This window comes from Haloarcula sp. S1AR25-4, assembly GCF_031624555.1.
Taxonomy (GTDB): Archaea; Halobacteriota; Halobacteria; order Halobacteriales; family Haloarculaceae; genus Haloarcula; species Haloarcula pellucida.
In genome coordinates this window covers 1356823-1374510 of the sequence record NZ_JAMQOR010000001.1, presented here as the reverse complement: position 1 = coordinate 1374510, position 17688 = coordinate 1356823, and the positions used below count along the sequence as shown (strand labels likewise).

17 protein-coding genes are annotated in these 17688 nt (G+C 68.7%); 10 read left to right on the top strand and 7 right to left on the bottom strand.

The window, feature by feature from the left end:
• Positions 1-4: 4 nt before the first annotated feature.
• Positions 5-514, top strand: coding sequence for an LUD domain-containing protein (locus NDI85_RS07200; protein ID WP_189001259.1), 510 nt, complete (start codon positions 5-7; stop codon positions 512-514).
• Complete coding sequence (locus tag NDI85_RS07195) at positions 511-2724, top strand: LUD domain-containing protein (protein WP_310915367.1); 2214 nt, start codon at positions 511-513, stop codon at positions 2722-2724. Before NDI85_RS07200 ends, NDI85_RS07195 begins: the two co-directional genes overlap by 4 nt.
• On the opposite strand, the gene NDI85_RS07190 is transcribed toward NDI85_RS07195, so the two are convergent.
• From NDI85_RS07190 to NDI85_RS07180, 3 genes are all read right to left on the bottom strand, one after another.
• Entirely contained in the window at positions 2711-3184 is a 474-nt protein-coding gene (locus NDI85_RS07190; RefSeq protein WP_310915366.1) for a hypothetical protein, read from the bottom strand. The two genes, NDI85_RS07195 and NDI85_RS07190, sit on opposite strands and share 14 nt — an antisense overlap.
• The gene (locus NDI85_RS07185; protein ID WP_310915365.1) at positions 3181-4941 is read right to left on the bottom strand and encodes an Nramp family divalent metal transporter; all 1761 of its coding nucleotides are present in this window, start codon (positions 4939-4941) and stop codon (positions 3181-3183) included. Before NDI85_RS07185 ends, NDI85_RS07190 begins: the two co-directional genes overlap by 4 nt.
• 67 nt (positions 4942-5008) lie before the next feature.
• Entirely contained in the window at positions 5009-5572 is a 564-nt protein-coding gene (locus NDI85_RS07180) for an ArsR family transcriptional regulator (protein ID WP_310915364.1), read from the bottom strand.
• 102 nt (positions 5573-5674) lie between these two features.
• Between NDI85_RS07180 and NDI85_RS07175 the strand changes: the two genes are divergently transcribed.
• On the top strand, positions 5675-6814 hold the full coding sequence (locus NDI85_RS07175) for an acyl-CoA dehydrogenase family protein (RefSeq protein ID WP_310915363.1): 1140 nt from the start codon (positions 5675-5677) through the stop codon (positions 6812-6814).
• Between the two features lie 11 nt (positions 6815-6825).
• On the opposite strand, the gene NDI85_RS07170 is transcribed toward NDI85_RS07175, so the two are convergent.
• Positions 6826-7614 carry an enoyl-CoA hydratase/isomerase family protein gene (locus NDI85_RS07170; protein WP_189001273.1) on the bottom strand — a complete coding sequence of 263 codons (789 nt, stop codon included), beginning with the start codon at positions 7612-7614 and terminating at the stop codon, positions 6826-6828.
• A 55-nt stretch (positions 7615-7669) separates the two neighbouring features.
• The gene (locus NDI85_RS07165; RefSeq protein WP_310915362.1) at positions 7670-8968 is read right to left on the bottom strand and encodes a DUF362 domain-containing protein; all 1299 of its coding nucleotides are present in this window, start codon (positions 8966-8968) and stop codon (positions 7670-7672) included.
• Positions 8969-9250: 282 nt separating this feature from the next.
• Here NDI85_RS07165 and NDI85_RS07160 point away from each other — a divergent pair, with 282 nt between their 5' ends.
• Together NDI85_RS07160 and NDI85_RS07155 are read left to right on the top strand one after the other, a co-directional pair.
• Entirely contained in the window at positions 9251-9598 is a 348-nt protein-coding gene (locus tag NDI85_RS07160) for a hypothetical protein (RefSeq protein WP_189001276.1), read from the top strand.
• A 68-nt stretch (positions 9599-9666) separates the two neighbouring features.
• On the top strand, positions 9667-10629 hold the full coding sequence (locus NDI85_RS07155; RefSeq protein ID WP_310915361.1) for a carbohydrate ABC transporter permease: 963 nt from the start codon (positions 9667-9669) through the stop codon (positions 10627-10629).
• Between the two features lie 57 nt (positions 10630-10686).
• On the opposite strand, the gene NDI85_RS07150 is transcribed toward NDI85_RS07155, so the two are convergent.
• The gene (locus NDI85_RS07150) at positions 10687-10878 is read right to left on the bottom strand and encodes a hypothetical protein (protein WP_189001280.1); all 192 of its coding nucleotides are present in this window, start codon (positions 10876-10878) and stop codon (positions 10687-10689) included.
• A gap of 269 nt (positions 10879-11147) precedes the next feature.
• On the opposite strand from NDI85_RS07150, the gene NDI85_RS07145 reads away from it, so the two are divergent.
• The 3 genes from NDI85_RS07145 (at position 11148) to NDI85_RS07135 (ending at position 14329) form a co-directional block, all read left to right on the top strand.
• Complete coding sequence (locus NDI85_RS07145; RefSeq protein ID WP_310915360.1) at positions 11148-11834, top strand: hypothetical protein; 687 nt, start codon at positions 11148-11150, stop codon at positions 11832-11834.
• Positions 11835-11949: 115 nt separating this feature from the next.
• The gene (trpB, locus tag NDI85_RS07140; protein WP_310915359.1) at positions 11950-13116 is read left to right on the top strand and encodes a tryptophan synthase subunit beta; all 1167 of its coding nucleotides are present in this window, start codon (positions 11950-11952) and stop codon (positions 13114-13116) included.
• Positions 13117-13426: 310 nt separating this feature from the next.
• Entirely contained in the window at positions 13427-14329 is a 903-nt protein-coding gene (locus NDI85_RS07135) for a diacylglycerol kinase family protein (protein WP_189001287.1), read from the top strand.
• Between the two features lie 154 nt (positions 14330-14483).
• On the opposite strand, the gene NDI85_RS07130 is transcribed toward NDI85_RS07135, so the two are convergent.
• Complete coding sequence (locus NDI85_RS07130; protein ID WP_310915358.1) at positions 14484-15452, bottom strand: hypothetical protein; 969 nt, start codon at positions 15450-15452, stop codon at positions 14484-14486.
• A 111-nt stretch (positions 15453-15563) separates the two neighbouring features.
• On the opposite strand from NDI85_RS07130, the gene NDI85_RS07125 reads away from it, so the two are divergent.
• A complete protein-coding gene (locus tag NDI85_RS07125) occupies positions 15564-16334 on the top strand; it encodes a hypothetical protein (RefSeq protein WP_310915356.1) in 771 nt (256 codons plus the stop codon).
• Positions 16327-17667: a S8 family serine peptidase gene (locus tag NDI85_RS07120; RefSeq protein WP_310915355.1), complete on the top strand. Its 1341-nt coding sequence runs from the start codon at positions 16327-16329 to the stop codon at positions 17665-17667. The genes NDI85_RS07125 and NDI85_RS07120 overlap by 8 nt, the downstream gene beginning before the upstream one ends.
• Positions 17668-17688 lie beyond the last annotated feature (21 nt).

The window sequence follows — 17688 nt, the reverse complement described above, 5'->3', positions numbered from 1 at the left end:
ACCCGTGACTACCGACCACACGACGCTCGACCGCTTCACCGAGCGACTCGACGACTTCGACGTATCGCACACGCTGACCACGCCGGACGGCGTCCCCGACGCTATCGAGGCGGTGTCGGACTCGCCGGCGGTCGGCGTCGAACTGCCTGACTCGCTGGGACGGCTCCCCGACGTGGTCCGGACCGACCCCTCGCCGAGCGACCTGCGAGCGGCCGTGACGGGCGTCACGCACGCGACGCTCGGCATCGCCGACTACGGCAGCCTCGTCCTGCCGTCGACGCCCGACGGCGCCGAACCCGTGAGCCTCTATCCGGACCGGCACGTCGCCGTCCTCGCCGAGGACGACGTGGTTCCCGGCATGAGCGAGGCACTCGCCCACCTCGGAGACCGGTTCCGGGCCGACGGCGGGGACGCCATCGTCGCCACCGGCCCCAGCGCGACGGCCGACATGGGCGCACTGGTGAAGGGCGCACACGGCCCGAAAGCCGTCCACGCCGTCGTGGTCCAGTCATGACCGCGAGCGACCGCCGGTCGAAGGCCGACCACATCCGGCACATCCTCGAGACGGAGGGTGACGCCGTCGCGGCGAACACGCAGGGGTTCAACGCGGGCCGGTACGAGTCGGTGGCCGACCTCGAAGCCTACGAGGACCTCAAGAGCGAGGCCCGCGCTATCAAGGAGGACGCCATCGAGCGGTTGCCGGACCTCCTCTCGGACCTCCGGACGGCCGTCGAGGCCAACGGCGGGACGGTGTACCTCGCCGACGATGCGGCCGACGCGAACCAGTATATCCGCGACGTGGTCGAGGACGCCGACGGGGACCGCGTCGTCAAGAGCAAGTCGATGACCAGCGAGGAGATAGAGTTGAACGAGGCGCTGGCCGACGACTGCGACGTGGTCGAGACGGACCTCGGCGAGTGGGTCCTGCAACTGGCCGACGAGGCGCCCTCCCACATCGTCGCGCCGGCCATCCACAAGTCCCGCGAGGGCATCGCCGAGCTGTTCACCGAGCGGTTCGACCCGGCGGACCCGCCCGAGACGGCCGAGGAGCTGACCATGTTCGCCCGCGAGAAACTGGGCGAGCAGCTAGCCGACGCCGACGTCGGCGTCACGGGCGCGAACTTCCTCACCGCCGATTCGGGGACGATGGCGTTGGTGACCAGCGAGGGCAACGCCCGGAAGACGGTGGCGGCGACGGACACCCACGTCGCCGTCGCCGGCGTCGAGAAGGTGGTTCCCAGCGTCGAGGACCTCCGCCCCTTTATCGAACTCATCGGCCGGTCGGGCACCGGACAGGACATCACCTCCTACGTCTCGCTGTTGACGCCGCCGGTCGACTCGCCGACGCTGGACTTCCAGCGCGACGAGACCGGGTCGGCCGAAGACCGCGAGTTCCACCTCGTGCTCGTCGACAACGGTCGGCTGGCGATGCGCGAGGACGACGACCTGCGGGAGACGCTGTACTGCATCCGGTGTTCGGCCTGTTCGAACTCGTGTGCGAACTTCCAGCAGGTCGGCGGCCACGCCTTCGGCGGCGAGACGTACTCCGGCGGCATCGCAACCGGGTGGGAGGCCGGCATCGAGGGGTTGGACACGGCGGCCGAGTTCAACGACCTCTGTACGGGGTGTTCGCGGTGTGTCAACGCCTGCCCGGTCGAAATCGACATCCCGTGGATAAACACGGTCGTCCGGGACCGCATCAACCGCGGCGCGGACGCGGAACTCGACTGGCTGGTCGACGGGTTGGTACCCGACGAGGAACCCTCTGGACTCGACCCGCAGAAACGACTGTTCGGCAACTTCGCGACGCTCGCGAGACTCGGGAGCGCGACGGCCCCCGTCTCGAACTGGTTGGCCGACACCGGTGTCTCCCGGCGACTCATGGAGCGGTTCGTCGGTATCGACCGGCGGCGTGACCTCCCGACCTTTGCCGCGGAGACGTTCCGCGAGTGGGCCGACGGCCGGGCGACCGTGGCGAATCCGGAGCGCGAGGTGGTCCTGTTCCCCGACCTCTACACGAACCACGTACAGGTCGAGCGCGGGAAGGCGGCGGTCCGGGCGCTGGAGGCGCTGGACGTCGCTGTCCACGTCCCCGACGTGCCCGCGAGCGGGCGCGCCCCGCTCTCCCAGGGGATGCTAGCGACCGCACGCGACCACGCCGAGACGGTCGCCGACGAACTCCTCGACCACGTCGCGGCCGGTCGGGACGTCGTCGTCATCGAACCGAGCGACCACGCGCTGTTCCAGCGGGAGTACGAGCAGTTGCTCGACGCCGACCGGTACCGGGCGCTCGCCAACGGTAGCTACGAGCTGTTCGAGTACGTCTACGGCCTGCTCGCCAACGGCGCGAGCGCCGACGCACTCGCCAGCGGCGACGGTCGGCGACTCGCCTACCACAGCCACTGCCAGCAACGGACCCTCGGCGTCGAGCGCTACACCGAGGCCGTGTTGGACGACCTCGGCTTCGACGTGGTCACGTCCGACGTCGAGTGCTGCGGGATGGCGGGGAGCTTCGGCTACAAACAGGAGTACTACGACGTCAGCGTCGCCGTCGGCGACGAACTCGCGGCCCAGTTCACCGCCGACGGCGTCGACGACCGGACGGTCGTCGCCAGCGGCACTTCCTGTCTCGACCAACTCGACGACCTGCTGGAGCGCCCCTCGAAACACCCCATCGAACTGGTCGCTCCGACCGCCCGCACCGAGCGGGTCAGCGGCGACTGAGGACCGGGAGCGCGTCCCGAAGCCCGAGCCCCGATTCTCGCTCGACCGTCGCGTCGTACGGCGCGAGCACGGTCCGTACTGCACCGGCGAACGACTCGACGTCGACCTCGCCGTGGACTCTGACCGTCAGCGACGAGCCCGTCGCTCGGTCGAGGACGACCTTCACCCGCCCGAGGCTGCCGCCGTCGTAGATTCTGACGCCGTCGAGCGTCTCGTAGGGGAGTTCCCGACATCGCTCGGCGGTATCGACGGCAGCCGCCACGCCCTCCTCGGTGACCGTCGCCGCGAACGCCTCCGCGCGTCGTCGGGCGCCGCCGGTCGCGATGTCGAACCCCGTCAGGTAGTCGTACTCGACGGCGAGGACACGGTCGCCGTAGAACAACAGGTCGAGCAACCGGAGCGGGTAACGGCCCGTCATCGTATGGTGGAGGTGGACGCGCACCCGGTCGGCGTCGCTCACGAGAACAGGCCCCGGCCGGCGTCGGCGCCGTCGACGGTGCCCGCCTGCTCGAACTTCGCTCGCGTGGTACGGTAGATGACGTAGGCCTGTACGGCGCCGTAGCCCGCCCAGAGGACCATCCCACCGAGGCCGCTCCCGAGAATACTCATCTGGACCGAGAACACGGCGAGTCCCAGTTGCGAGCCGAGGACGGTCCCGACGAGCAGGACGCTGAAGTAGCCGAAGAAGGCGGCGGCGACCCACATCGCGACCGTCCGGCCCCAGCCGGGCATCGTGTGTTCCGGGAGCCTGACCGCGTTGACGAGCTGTATCACGACGATGTAGGGCCACATGATGAGCCCGGACATCGCCGCGCCGACGACCAGCAGGTTGAACGGGTTCTCCACCTCGAACGGGAGCAACAGGATGAGGATGCCCCAGCCACAGAAGACGGTCAACAACCCCCAGAACAGCCGCGGGAGCTGCCATCCGGCGTCGCGACCGTACAGTTCGTAGATGACGTCGGAGCTGTTGCGGACGAACGACTCGATGATGGCGTACTCGGTGGTGAACAGCGCCAGAAACAGCGTCGCGTAGATGGTGGCGCCCGCGAGCGGACTGACCGACGGCGCGATGCCGACCAGCCACATGTCGACGGCGGTCCGCGTCGTCCCCGGGGCGTACGTCCCGGCGATGACGACGAGGATGGTGGTGACGACGATGAGGCCGACGGCGAAAGTCAGCAGATGTTCGAGCTGTGCCACCCGCCACCAGCCGCGCCACCGCTCTGTGTTCGGCGACTCCGGCCTGAACGAGAACCCGTCCTCGTGGACCGTCTCGGGGTCGTCGCCGGCGAAGGGGTTCTTGATGCGGCCCTGATAGCGCCCCATCCCGTACCCCTTCTCGCGGACCCAGAGGCTCTGTGAGAGGTTGAGGTAGCCGCCTGCGCCGGCGTAGGCGATGCCGCCCAGCAGTATCGCGACGGTCACGGCGGGGGGTTGGTCGCCGACGAGTGCCGGTCCGCTCGGGAGTGCCGGGAGCGACGTGGGTGCGCCGACCAGCACGAACAGCACCAGCGCGAACGTCAGCGACAGCACCACGAGGAACAGTTGCAGTCGCTCGACGACGTTGTACATCAGCGGCGTCAACTGGTAGGTGAGCCAGATGAACACCATCAGCCCGATGCCGAGCAGTCGCCAGCCGACGAGCTCGACGCCCGCGAGTTGGTAGGTCCCGAGGGACAACCCAGCGGCGCCGACCTTCGCGGCGCTCGCCGCCCACCCCGGCCACCCGAGGCTGACGAACCCGCCCAGCATGAACGCGAACGGGACGAGCGGGTGGACCCGCTCCATCCCCCGGAAGACGCTCTCGCCGGTGGCGAGCGTCCACCGCTGTATCTCCGTGTTCACGACGAACTGGAGCAACACCCCGGCGACGAATATCCAGTACAGCGCCCAGCCGTACTGTGCGACGAGTTGCGGCCAGAACAGCGTCTCGCCACTCCCCAGCGACGCACCGAGCATGATGGCGCTGGGCCCGACGACGTGTTTGAGCCGCGGGACCTTCGGGAGGTCGAGCAGTCTGAACGACCCGCCGCGTCCCGCGTCGGGGTGGTCGTCGTCGTCGGCCGATGCGGTGTCGAGGTTGTCGTAGGCCACCGGGGTGTAGGTCGACGTCGGATAGCCGAGTTCCTCGGGAGTGGCGTACACCACGGAGTCACCGTCGTCATCGCCGCCGCTCTCAGAGGGGGCGTCTGTCTCGTCGGTTTCTGTAGGCATCGTGTTCCAGTGTGCGCTCGTCGTACTGTCTGCACCGGCCGCGAGGGCCGGGGGTTGAACTATTCACTCAGCCACCGATGTAGTGCCAGACGTGTTCCGGGTCGGTGGCGACGTCGACGTCCGGCAGTTCCTTGAGTGCCGGTTTGATGACGTCCCACCACTTGTCGGCCGTGTCGTAGCCGGCCGGATGGTCCGGGAACACCTCGGTGATGACCTCCGTCTCGGAGGCGTCCGGGTTCTCGTTGAGGTAGTCGTAGGCCGCGCGGAGCGCGTCCCGCCGCTCCGCCAGTCGGTCGCCCGACCCGGGCAGGTCGACGCTGGCGATTTCGCGCCGTACCGGCGGGGCCTGTTCGTGCTGTGCGGTCGGGTCACCGGTGTGTGGCGTCTCCATGGGGACCCACCAGACGCGGCCGCGAGCCCCGACTTTCCGCGTCGCGAGTCGGCCCTGTTCGACGAGTTCGTTGAGTTTGTTGTGGGCCGTCCGCCGCGAACAGTCCACCGCCTCCATCACGTCGTTGGCTGTCAGCGGCCGAGCGGGGTCCGACCGGTCGTCGAACACCGCGAGAACAGTGTCGAGGGTGAACTGTCCCGTCGACGAACCGCCCTCGGTGCCGGTCGTCGCGTCGCCCATACCGGAGAGTTACACTCGTATGTAATGTATCTTGGTGTACGAACCTCGCCCGCCTGCCGTTCCGGGACGAGATTTATCTCGTGGCCGCCTGAAGACGGAACGATGGGAACGTTTAGCACGGACCAGCGCGCGTTCGCCGAGCGCGCCGAATCGGTCGCCGCCGAGTTCGCCGACGACGCCTACACGTGGGGCGGCGACCCCCCGTGGGCGAACCTCCGGCGACTGGCCGAGGAAGGGCTCTACTGCCCGTCTATCGACGAGGCGTACGGCGGACAGGGCCGGTCAGACGTGGCGGCGTTGCTCCTGACGGAAGCGGTCGGTCGCGAGTGTCCAGACACCGGGTGGTTCACCTACATGCAGAGCGTCGTCGGCCCGCGAGCCATCGACCGCTTCGGGTCCGACGCCGTCAAGGAGGCCTACCTCCCCGACGTTACGGCGGGCGAGAGCTTCGTCTCCATCGCCATCTCTGAACCCGAGGCCGGCTCGGACGTGGCGTCGATGACGACGGAAGTCACAGAGGAGGGCGGCCAGTTGGTCTGCAACGGCGAGAAGACGTGGGTCGGCGGCGTCCCGTTCGGCGACGCCGCGGTGACGTGGGTCCGGTTCCCCGAGGGACTGGGCTCGGTGGTCATCCCGTACGACGACCCCGGCGTCGAAATCGAGGAGGTGTACACGAACATGGCCGGCTACGCCCAGACGCACTTCACCATCGACGACGTGGTCGTCCCGGAGAGCCACGTCCTCACCCGCGGAGAGGACGCGTTCAAAGAACAGCTGGTCGCGCTCAACTGGGAGCGACTGGGCAGTTCGGCCCTGACGGTGGCGTGGGCCGAGGCAGCGTTGGAACGGGCGCTAGCGTACGCGAGCGAGCGCGAGCAGTTCGGCCACCCCATCGGCGACTTTCAGGGTATCGAGTGGAAACTCGCGGAGATGTATCGGCAGGTCGAGACGGCCGCCGCGCTAGTGTATCAGGCCGCCGCGGGTGCCGCGGGCCACGGCCAACCCCCGTCCCGCCTCCAGACGTCGACGGCGAAGCTCCACTGCTCGCGGATGGTCGAGGCCGTCGTCAGCGAAGCCGTCCAGATAGTCGGCGCCCGCGCCTACCAGCAGGGCCATCCGCTCGAATACCTCTACCGCCTCGCTCGCGGGCGGCGCATCGCCGCCGGCACCGACGAGATGCAGTTGAACACCGTCGCCAGAGCGCTGAAAGACGACGGCCTCCCGGCCGTCTCGAAGCGGTAGTCCCTGCCGTCTCAGTCGTCGTACGCGCGGTCGAAGTCGGGTTCTCGCCCCTCGTTGAACGCCGCGACCGCTTCCCTGTGTTCGTCGTCGATCACGCAGTCCCACTGGTACTCCGTCGCTTGCCGACAGTACTCGTCGAAGCTCTGCTGTGGGTCGACCAGGCGGTTCGTGTGCTGGACCGCCGTCGCGGGTTTGTCCCGGATCTCGGCAGCGAGGTCGTCCGCGGCCGTCAGCGCGTCGTCGGCACGCTCGACGGCCAGCCCGATGTCCACGGCGTCCTCGGGTGTGATGTCACGGCCTGTCAGGAGGTACTCGCGGGCTTTGGACTCGCCGACGAGACGAGGCAGGAGCCACGCGCCGCCGTCGCCGGGCACCAGTCCGACGTCGACGAATCCCTCGCGCATGACGCCCTCCTCGCCGACGACGCGCAGGTCACAGGCCAACGCGAAGTCACAGCCAGCCCCGATAGCGGGGCCGTTCACGGCCGCGATGGTGGGTGTCGCCATCGTCCGGAGACGCCAGACGAACTGCTGGATGAGCCAGAGGTAGGCGCCGTACTCCTCGGGTGACTGCTGGTCCCAATCGGGCATCTCTGTCGTGTCCGCGCCCGAGCAGAAGCCGTCGCCGGCGCCGGTCAGGACCGCCGCGTAGACGCCCTCGTCGGCCTCGGCGGTGCGGGCGGCGTCGTTGAGTTCGAGGACGGTGGTCCGGGTGAACGCGTTGTACACGTCGGGGCGCTCGATGGTGATCGTCGCGATGCCGTCGGCCACGGCGTAGCTGACGTCGTCGTACCCGCTCATGTCTCCCGTCTCGCGTCGTCGCCACAAATAGCTGGGCCAGCGGTGACTGCCGACCCTACGACTCCCTGAAAGCGGCCGTCCCGTCCTCGAACGTCAGCGATTCCCGGTCGACGACCGTCGCGGCGTCGGGCAGGTCCGGGACGACGGCCTCGGAGACGGACAACTCCGAGAGGTCTTCGGTGTTCTGTATCCAGAGGATACGGACAGTATCGGGGTCGTACCCGCCGAGTGCCGAGAGGGCCGTCCGGATGGCGAACTCGTCGTCCGGTGTGACGACCGGGAGTTTCGCCTTCGCGAGCGATCCGCTGGTGAAGGCGTTCGCGTAGGTCTTCTGCAGGTCGAGTTGGTCGACGGCCGCCTCACGGGTCAGGTCGGCGAGGCCGATGCCGTTGCCGTTGCCCTTCGTCGCCTCGGTGAGGCCGCGGGCGTAGATGAGTTTGATAGACGGGTCCTCGGGGTCCGGGGCGTTGAGGACGCGGTAGCGGCCGATGACGTTGGTGTCCATCCCGGCGCCGGACACTTCCTTGCCGAGTTCGTCCACGACCAGCAGATCAATCTCGTCGACGGGCAGGGTCGGCATCTCCTCGTTCGCCAGTTCCAGCAGTTCGGGTTCGCGGTCGACGAACGATTCGGCGGGGACGGCCTCGACGGCGGCTATCTCCTCCTCGAAGTTCTCGACGACGGCGACGCCGCCCAGCAGCGGTGCGGCCTCCGTGATGACCGAGAGCGCGGGTTCCAGCGTCTCGACGTATCCCTCCTCGATGGCCGTCGAGTGAAACGCCTTCGCCCCCCGTTGCTTGCCCAGTCCGACGACGGTCATCTTCGTCAGGCCGCTCTCTATCGGCCCGGTGAAGTTCGTGTGGGCTTTGACGCGGTTGACGACGAGGACGGCGTCGGCCGCCAGCGCCGCGGCCGAGACGTGGACCGGCATCTCCGTGTCGCCGACGGTCACGGTCCCCACCTGTTCGACGTCCATCCGGGCGTCTATCGGCGCGCCCATTCGCTCTTCGGTGATGTCCAGTGATTTCAGCACCTCCCGCTGTCCGTCGGCCGTCGCACCGCCGTGGCTCCCCATCGCAGGGACGAGGACGGGGTCGAACCCGCGCTCGGCGAGCGAGGCGACGACGGCTTCTGTGATGTCGTCGATGGCGTGGATGCCGCGACTGCCGACGCCGACGGCGACGGTGGCGCCGTCGCGTAAGTCGTCGAGTGCGAGCGTAGCGAGTTCGTCCTGCGTCGCTCTGGCGGGGTCCGAGACCGTCTCGGTCGCCGGTTCGTACCGGACCCGCGCGAACGGCGGGAGTGACTGGGCGTCGATGAGGTGGTCGACGTCGTCGCGATCGGGAAAGTCCATACCGGTGGGTGTCGACCGCCGACTAAAAAGAGACGGGTACGCACCGCTGTGGCGGGCGATACGGTGCGCTCGATCTATCGAGGCCGTCGACCCCCGGGCGTGTCGGTGCCCGATTCTCGGCGACAGCCGCCCAGTGCCTGCGGCGGAGATGCCACCGATTCTACGACCGCTTCGAGCGATTCGGCGACTTATCCGGTCGCTCTGTCGGTAAATGAATCCACTCCTCGCCAGATACGCGAGATACGACAACGTATTTCTGATAGCCCGCACACTACACAGGTAATGGCAGACGAACCCGACACCGACGGCGAAACCGACACCGACGACGAGACCGTCTCCGTCTCGATGGAGATTACCGGGAGCTACGAAGAGGTCATATCGAAACTCGAAACCGATACCTCCGGCGGCGTCTCCCTGACGCCGGTGTTGGCCGACTTCGAGACGCTGCTGGAGACGGTCGTTCGAATCGACGGCGGCACTCGCAGCGCTATCGCCGAGCAGTTGCCCGCCGACATGAACGCGGCCTTCGACGCGGAGGCCGTCGTCGACGCCATGCAGGTCCTCGAACGCTACGACCTCGTCGTCCTCGAAGGGAACACCTGGAAACCCGGGCCGCAACTCGACCGCTAGGCGTCGCTGGCGATTCGGGCCGTCCGGGACGGTGTGGTATTAAATATCGTGGGGTGCTGTGGGCGTACATGCCTCCGTCGTCCTCCACAGCGCCGCTCGCAGACGATGAGACCGACGACTCGGACCTGGTCGCCGGTACACGGCTCGCGAGGCTCGGTGGCCGATACCGTGGCACCTTCTATCGACTGTGCTTCCGCGCCGCGCTCGGTGCGTCACTCCTCGTGACGCTGTTCCCGATATACTGGCTGCTCGTCACCGCGTTGACGCCGCATTACCTCGTCTGGGGCCACGTCGGCGTCGTGCCGCCGGCGGTGTCCTCCGAGGGGTTCGCGATGGCGTTCCGTCGCGTCGACTGGGTACTGGCCTTCGCGAACAGTCTGGGCATCGCCCTGTTGACGACGGGACTGGTACTCTGTGTCGCGGTGCCCGCCGCCTACGCGTTCGGCCGACTCGAGTTCCCCGGCCGCCGGCCGCTGTTTGCCGCCGTCCTCTTTCTCGCTGTGTTCCCGCCTCAGTCGATAGCGATACCGCTGTACGAACTCTTCGTAACCCCGATACCGGGGCTCTCGGAGAGCGCACCGACGGTGTACCAGACGCCGGCGGCCGTCGTCTTGCCCATCAGCGCGTTCGCGATGCCGCTCTCTCTTGGCCTCCTCACGGTGTTCTTTGCCGGAATACCCGACGACCTCGAGGACGCCGCACGGATAGCCGGTGCGACGCGGGTGCAGGCACTGTGGCGGGTCGTCGTCCCACTGGTACGGCCCGGCATCGTCAGCGTCGCCACCCTCGTCTTCGTGGCCGCCTACACCGAGCAGTTCTTTACGCTTTTCATGACCGTCGGCGACGGCGCCGTCGAGACGACCGTTCAACTCGAAATCTACAACATCTACAACCCGTTCTGGGCGCTGGCGTACCCGAACCTGCTGGCGGCGGCCGGTCTCATCGGGCTCATCCCGTCGTTTCTGGTGTTGCTGTTCGTGAGCGGCAACCTCGACGGGTGGCTCTCTGCGTGGGGTGCCGCGACGAACTGACCGGTGTCTCGCTGCTCCGTGGCCGTCACACGATCTATCGGCCGTCACGCACCGATCTCAGTAGCTTCGACTCAGCTCTCTAGAGGTGTTCGGCGGCGGTACTCGGGGCACAGCCGATTGCCTCTGCTCTATCACGTCGTCGACGGGGAACGGGTGGCCGGCGTCGACGACTTCGAGCGCTTCGCGGACCGCCTCGATGCACCGTCGCCCGGTCGTGTCCCGGCGGTTCGTGTGGTTCTCCGTGGGCAAACCGGCCGCAACCGTCCTCTCGCAACTGATGCCTACGACGGCAGCGCAGTTCCGACGCGACGTCGACTGCGGACCGACGTATCCGACGTACCGTGACGGCTCGCGAGAGGCCGTGCAGACGTGGGTCAACGACGGGACGGGGAGGCGGGGAAGGGACGAGTGGGGCGGGGAGTAGCGGTCGACCGACGCCGCTGTATCCGTAGTATTACTGTGTAGACACAGCGCCGTATCCAGCGGTCGTGTAGCGAATCCAACGCGCACAGTCCCGGATGCGACGGCGCTCCCGGATCGTCGTCCTCGCCGTCATCGTGAGTCCTCTCTTCGTCTGGTTCGGTGGCTGCGTTGTCGTCCCTATCCCGCCGGACCTCGACACCGTCCCCGGCATCTCGCCGTTCTTCGCCGTCGGTATCGACACCGACGACCCGTCGTCGACGCCAAACGGCCTCGGAGGGCTGACTACGGCGACCGACGGGACTTTTGTGCGGTCGGTCGGAGACGTGGCTGTGCCACCGGCCGACAGGTCACCCACCAGTCCTTCGCTCTTGCTGTACTTCGACGCGAGCGTGCTGTACGGGTCCGACGACGGTACGCCCACGTCTGCGGCGGTCGGGTTCCTCGTCGAGGACGGGACGACGACGGTCATCGAGCGGTCGCTGGCCGTCGACGCGTTCGTCTCCAGTGCGCATCTCGAGTACCGGGCATTGCTGGAGGCCGTGCGGGCCGTCGAAGCGTACCCGACGACGGTCACGTCGCTGCACGTCCACGGCGACGCCGACGCGGTGCTCCGGGCGGTGGACCCGACGGCGGCGGCGACCCCGAGTGACCGCGTCGTTCGCCGCCGCGTGGACGCCATCCACGAGTGTGTCGCCGACGTGCCGGTCGTCACCTACCGGGCAGTCGAGCGCGGGGAGAACGAGCGTGCCCATCGACTGGCGCGGGCGGGCCACGAGCGATAGCGGGACGGTCGCGACCGTTCGCGCTCGCTCCCGCGGGCACACCAGCCGTTCGGATCCTCACGGCCGGCCCAGAATCGGCAGTAGATTTTAGCGAGATGCGCTGTCAGTACGTCACATGTCCACACCCGGAGCGTTCGAGGAGTTCGGTGGCCGACACGTCCCGGAACCGCTGGAAGAACCGCTCGCGGAACTGGCGGCGGCGTTCGAGGAGGTGCGCGACGACGAGTCGTTCCGCGAGGAACTGGACTCTCTGTTGGAGCACTTCGGCGGCCGGCCGACGCCGGTGTTCCACGCCGAGACGTTGAGCGAGCGCTACGACGCGAACATCTACTTCAAGCACGAGGACCTGCTCCACGGCGGCGCGCACAAACTCAACAACACGCTCGGACAGGCGTTGCTGGCGAAAAAGGCCGGGAAGGAGCGCCTCATCGCGGAGACGGGGGCCGGCCAGCACGGTACCGCGACGGCGATGGTCGGCGCGTTGCTGGACCTCGATACGACTGTGTACATGGGCCGGCGCGATATGCAGCGACAGGAGATGAACGTCTTCCGCATGCGCCTGATGGGGGCCGACGTCGAGGAAGTCACACGAGGCAACGAGGGCCTCGCGGAGGCCGTCGACGCCGCGATGGAGGACTTAGTCGCACACACCGAGGAGACGCACTACCTCGTCGGGAGCGCCGTCGGTCCCGACCCGTTTCCGCGGATGGTCCGGGAGTTCCAGTCGGTCATCGGACGCGAGGCCCGCGAGCAGATACAGGAGCTACACGGCGACCTGCCCGACGCCTGCGTCGCCTGCGTCGGCGGCGGGTCGAACGCTATTGGCCTGTTCCACGCGTTCAAACAGGACGACGTGGCGCTGTACGGCGCGGAACCGGCGGGCAAGGGACTCGACTCCGGCCAGCACTCCGCGCCGCTGTCGGCGACGAAGCACGACGACCCCCGGATTTTTCAGGGGATGAAGACCCGCGTCATCGACGAGGACACCGAGAACCACTCCGTCAGTGCCGGCCTCGACTACCCGGCCGTCGGCCCGGAACACGCCGCCCTCCAGTCGCTCGGCCGGGCGGTGTACCACGGTATCACGGACGAGGAAGCGCTCGCCGCGTTCCGTGAGCTGAGCGAGGCCGAGGGCATCGTCCCGGCGCTCGAACCCAGCCACGCCATCGCACTCGCGATAAAACTCGCCGAGGAGGACCGCCACGACACCATCCTCGTCAACCTCTGTGGCCGCGGGGACAAGGACATGCAGACCGCCGCCGAGAAGTTCGACCTGTCCTGATGGTCGGCCGAACGCTTTCGGGACACTGTGTGCTACTGCGTGCAGTGGCCCGCCTGCCGCGGCGCGTCGAGCGGTCGCGGTTCCAAGACCGACGGATTCCGGCCGACGAACTCGTCGGCGTGATCAACCTCGGTCGGTAGCAGGCCGCCGACCGCGACAACGCCCCCTCGTGAGATCAGGGTGAGCGGCCGGAGTCGGAGGTCGCTCATCTCTGTTCTTCAGTTGGTACGGACGGGGTGTCGGCTGTGCCTTCGGTCTCGGATTGGCCGAGAACCAGATACCTAAGTGCGATAGGCCTCTGTGTCCGGGTATGCAAGTCGGGTCCCGACGGTGTATCGTCAACCCCGTCAGCGGTGACGGGGAACACGCCGACTACGTCGAACGGTTGATGCGGGCCCGCGGGTTCGCCGTCGAGGAGACGCAGGGTGCCGGCGACGCCGTCGAGTTCGGCCGGACAGCAGGCGCGGACGGCGTCTCCGAAGTCGCTGTCTGCGGCGGCGACGGCACAATCAACGAGGTGCTTCGGGGTCTCCACGACGCCGACCACCTCGACGAGGTGACGCTGAGCGTCGTCCCCGCCGGGACGGCGAACCTGCTCGCGGGGACCATCGGCGTCACGGACCTCCAGCACGGCGTCGAGGTCGCCGACACCGGCGAGACCCGCTCGGTCGACGTCGGCGTCGCCGACGGCGAACCGTTCCTCGTCTCCTGTATCGCCGGCCTCCCGGCCGACGCCAGCGTCGCCACCTCCGGCGACCTGAAGGGTCGGTTCGGGACGCTCGCGTTCCTCATCACCGGCACGCAGGAGGCTCTTGAGTTCGACGGGTTGGACCTCTCTATCGAGGCCGTCGGCGAGGAGGGGCCGTTCACGTGGTCCGGCGAGGCGACCTGTCTCCTCGTCGGCAACGCCCGGAAGTTCGTCGAACGCGGCGGGCAGGCCGACATGGAGGATGGCCTGCTGGACGTCGCCATCGTCGAGCGGATGCCGGCCGGCAACCTCGTCGCCGAAGCCATCGGCCACCGACTGCTCGCTCGGGACACCGAGGGCGTCACGCACGTCCGCGCACGGGACGTTTCCATCGACGGCCACGGCGACCCAGTGACGTTCAGCCGCGACGGCGAACTCGCCGAACACGAGACCCTCGACGTCTCGGTGGCCGAGCGAACGCTGGACCTCCGCGTGGGGCCGTCCTACGAGCCGAATCCGACCTGAGCGGTCGCCGCCGTCGCCCTCGCCGAACCGTCGACGGACCACGGCATCCTCGCGGCGCTCCGCCGCCTCCGTTCGCGGGCCTTCGCCACCCATCCCCCGACGGGCGCTCGGCTACGGCGGTTGCGCGAACTCGCGAGCGAGACGGGCGACGGCCCTACTCGGTGACGTTCGTGTAGAGCGCGCAGTCGTAGTACTCGCCGTCGTAGGCGAGATACTCCGTCTCGTACATCCTCGGACGGCAGTTCTCCGGTGTACAGTCGAGCGCGTCGCGCATCCGAAGTGTCTCGACCAGCGACTCGAAGGTGTCCGAGAGCGGCATCGTCTCGCTGTACCGTTCCAGTCCCCGGACGCGCTCGAACAGGTCCCGCACGTCGGGGCCGAGGTCGTCGGGCGCGAGACGGCGTTCCACGGTGGCGGCGTCGGCGACGTCGTCGAACGCTGCGGCGCTGTCGGCCACCTCCGTCGCGAACCCCGTGTGTTCGGGTTCGACGAGTGTCTCCTGTGCCACCGTGACTTTCAGCACCGTCCCGTGGACGGCGACGTACTCGTGTTCGGGGTCGGGTGCCAGTTCGCTCTCGACCTCGTCGAGGTGGCGATAGACGAACCCACCCTGTTCGATGAAGTCCCACGGGGCGCCGCCGCCGTGTTCTTCGGCTCTGGCCGCGAAGAACGCCGGCATCACCGCGTTCTGGTCGTACTCCGGCAGGGCCTCTCGCGGCGTCCCCTCGGGCGTCTCTTCGGAGTCGACGCGGCCGACCCACGACAGACGCAGCACCGACCGCTCGATGCGTTCGCTGCCGGTAATCACGTCGTGCAGGAGGTAGTAGCGGCCATCGTGCTCGACGTACTCGCCGTCGGGGACGACGCCGTACCCGTAGATGCTGACCCGCTCGCCGTCGACGGCGGCAGCCACCGCTCGACGTCGGGTCCGCTGGACAGGGTGGTCGGCGGCGCGCTCGGGCGGGGTCCAGAGCAACGTCGCTGCCAGCGGGCGGTCGAGGCGGTCGACGTGGAGCGTCAACTCGACGGTCGGTTCGCTCGACCCGAGCGAGCCACAGCCGGCGAGACCGGCGAGTCCGGCGGCTGTCGCTCCGAGGAACGCGCGGCGGGTTGTGGAGGGCATCGTCGTGGCACTTCGAGCGGGGCTGCCTAAAGCTATCGGCCGCGACACGACACTACAAATCTGCTTTGAGTCTGCCGTGGACATTAGGTACCGGGGGCCGAACCCCCGTCGATGGCGTTGCTTCGGGTGGTGATCGTCGGTCTGCTCGTCGTCTCCGCCGGCTGTGTCGGCTTCGGCGTCGGTGCCTCTGACACGGGGAGCGTCGCGACGGCCGGACAGGCCCCACCGGGCGTCGACGGCGGCATCGTCAACGCGACGGCGCTCGTCCGCGCCCACGAACGGTCGCTCGACGGCGTCGGCGTCGACCTCGCGACGACGTGGACCCATCGGAGTAGCGTGCCGGGCGAGTCGAACCGAACCGTTCGAACGCGGACGCTGACCGACGGGAACGGCACGCTCTGGCGGCGCGCCGTCACGGCCGGTGACGGAGACGAACAGCGCGTCGAGCGATGGATTGTCGGGGGACGCGGGTTCCGGTACGTCGTCGGCGGCCGGACCGGCCGCACCGACGGGATGGGGCCGACAGCCCGGTACCGCACGGCCCGCCTCGAACGCTGGCTCGCGACCGGGCGGTACCACGTCGCCGCTATCGAATCCGGCACGCCCGAGCGGTACGTCCTCACGACGACCACCTACGCCACCCCGGGCGGCGACCCGCGAGAGGCAGATACGGTCCGGTACGAAGCACAGGCCGTCGTGACCGGCGAGGGCCGGGTGACGGCCTTCTCGGCGACGCTGGTCACCGTCGAGCGGAACAAGTGGGGCCGCCAGACTCGGATTCGCTCGTACAGTTACCGGCTGGCACGAACTGGGGGCGTCAGGGTGTCACGTCCCGGTTGGGTTCCCGATATGCGGGCCGACGTGGAGGTGGCCGATGGCTGACCGGCGGGTCGCACTCGCCGTGGCCGTACTCGCGGTGGTCGCGCTCACGGGCGCACTGGGAGCGCTCGCGACGACGACGCCGGCCAGTCCGACGCCGCCCCCGTCCGAGCGGCCCGCCGCGACTGTGCCGACCGAGGCCGGCGAGCAGCCCGACGGTGGCCGGGGGTTCGTCAGTCTCCACGACCGCGGGCTGACCGGCGAGAACGTCACCGTCGGCGTCGTCGACGTCACCGGGTTCGACACGGACCGACCGCCGCTGACTCGCTCCGTGCGGGCGGCCCGCGCGTTCGGGACCGGGTCCGTCGACGGCGGCCAGACCGGCCACGGCACGGCGGCGGCGACGGTGGTCGCCCGGACGGCGCCGGACGCGACGCTCTATCTCGCCCGCGTCGACGGCATCGACAGCTATCGGCGGGCCGTACGGTGGCTCAGACGGGCGGGCGTCGACGTCGTCGTCGCGCCGGTGTCGTTCTACGGCCACCCCGGTGACGGCACGGGCGAGGCCGCGCGCATCGCCCAACGAGCGACCGATGCGGGGACGGTGTTCGTCGCACCGGCGGGCAACCTCGCGGCCTCGCACTGGCGGGGTACCTACGACGCCGCGGGTACCGCGAACGGCACGGTGTTGTTCGGCGGCGAGGACGGCGAGTCGCCCGTTCGACGTACCGCCATCGGCGGCGGGACGGACGTGACCGTCTGGCTCTCGTGGGACCGCGCCCACGCCGACGAGGACTACACGGCCGAACTGTACTGGACGAACGGGACGGCGACTCGACTGGTCGCCCGATCACAGCCGTATCCCGGTGACGACGTTCCCAACGAACGCATCGTCGCCGACGTCTCGCCGGGTCGGTACTTCCTCGTCGTCCGAGGCCCCGCCGACCCGACCGGCGCCCGTCTCCGCCTCGTCTCGCCGACTCACGAGTTCTCGCAGGCGCGGCCCTCCGGGAGCGTCGTCGCCCCGGGCACCGCACGTGGCGTGGTCACCGTCGGCGCCTACGATACGCGGGTCGAGCGCGTCGAACCGTTCAGTTCCCGGGGGCCGACGCTGGACGGGCGGCCCGGCGTCGACGTGGTGGCGCCGGACCGTCGCTTTGCCGGCCTGACCGAAAACGGGTTCGTCGGGTCCTCCGCGGCGGCCCCCTACGTCGGCGCGGTGGCGGCGCTCATGCTCGATGCGGACGGGTCGCTGTCGCCGCGCCACGTCGAACTCCTGCTGGAACTGACTGCTCGGGACGTCGGCCCGCCGGGGGTCGACTACGCCTCGGGACACGGCCTCGCCGACCCGCGGGGCGCTGTCGGGGCCGCCGAGAACGAGACGGCCGGCGGTTAAACGCGATTTTAAGCCAGCCGA

Coding starts and splice junctions, on each gene's coding strand:
- NDI85_RS07195 (WP_310915367.1), top strand. CDS start 511: ATGACCGCGAGCGACCGCCGGTCGAAGGCCGACCACATCCGGCACATC.
- NDI85_RS07155 (WP_310915361.1), top strand. CDS start 9,667: ATGCCTCCGTCGTCCTCCACAGCGCCGCTCGCAGACGATGAGACCGAC.
- trpB (WP_310915359.1), top strand. CDS start 11,950: ATGTCCACACCCGGAGCGTTCGAGGAGTTCGGTGGCCGACACGTCCCG.
- NDI85_RS07125 (WP_310915356.1), top strand. CDS start 15,564: ATGGCGTTGCTTCGGGTGGTGATCGTCGGTCTGCTCGTCGTCTCCGCC.
- NDI85_RS07180 (WP_310915364.1), bottom strand. CDS start 5,572: ATGGGCGACGCGACGACCGGCACCGAGGGCGGTTCGTCGACGGGACAG.
- NDI85_RS07170 (WP_189001273.1), bottom strand. CDS start 7,614: ATGAGCGGGTACGACGACGTCAGCTACGCCGTGGCCGACGGCATCGCG.
- NDI85_RS07160 (WP_189001276.1), top strand. CDS start 9,251: ATGGCAGACGAACCCGACACCGACGGCGAAACCGACACCGACGACGAG.
- NDI85_RS07185 (WP_310915365.1), bottom strand. CDS start 4,941: ATGCCTACAGAAACCGACGAGACAGACGCCCCCTCTGAGAGCGGCGGC.
- NDI85_RS07145 (WP_310915360.1), top strand. CDS start 11,148: ATGCGACGGCGCTCCCGGATCGTCGTCCTCGCCGTCATCGTGAGTCCT.
- NDI85_RS07135 (WP_189001287.1), top strand. CDS start 13,427: ATGCAAGTCGGGTCCCGACGGTGTATCGTCAACCCCGTCAGCGGTGAC.
- NDI85_RS07175 (WP_310915363.1), top strand. CDS start 5,675: ATGGGAACGTTTAGCACGGACCAGCGCGCGTTCGCCGAGCGCGCCGAA.
- NDI85_RS07165 (WP_310915362.1), bottom strand. CDS start 8,968: ATGGACTTTCCCGATCGCGACGACGTCGACCACCTCATCGACGCCCAG.
- NDI85_RS07130 (WP_310915358.1), bottom strand. CDS start 15,452: ATGCCCTCCACAACCCGCCGCGCGTTCCTCGGAGCGACAGCCGCCGGA.
- NDI85_RS07120 (WP_310915355.1), top strand. CDS start 16,327: ATGGCTGACCGGCGGGTCGCACTCGCCGTGGCCGTACTCGCGGTGGTC.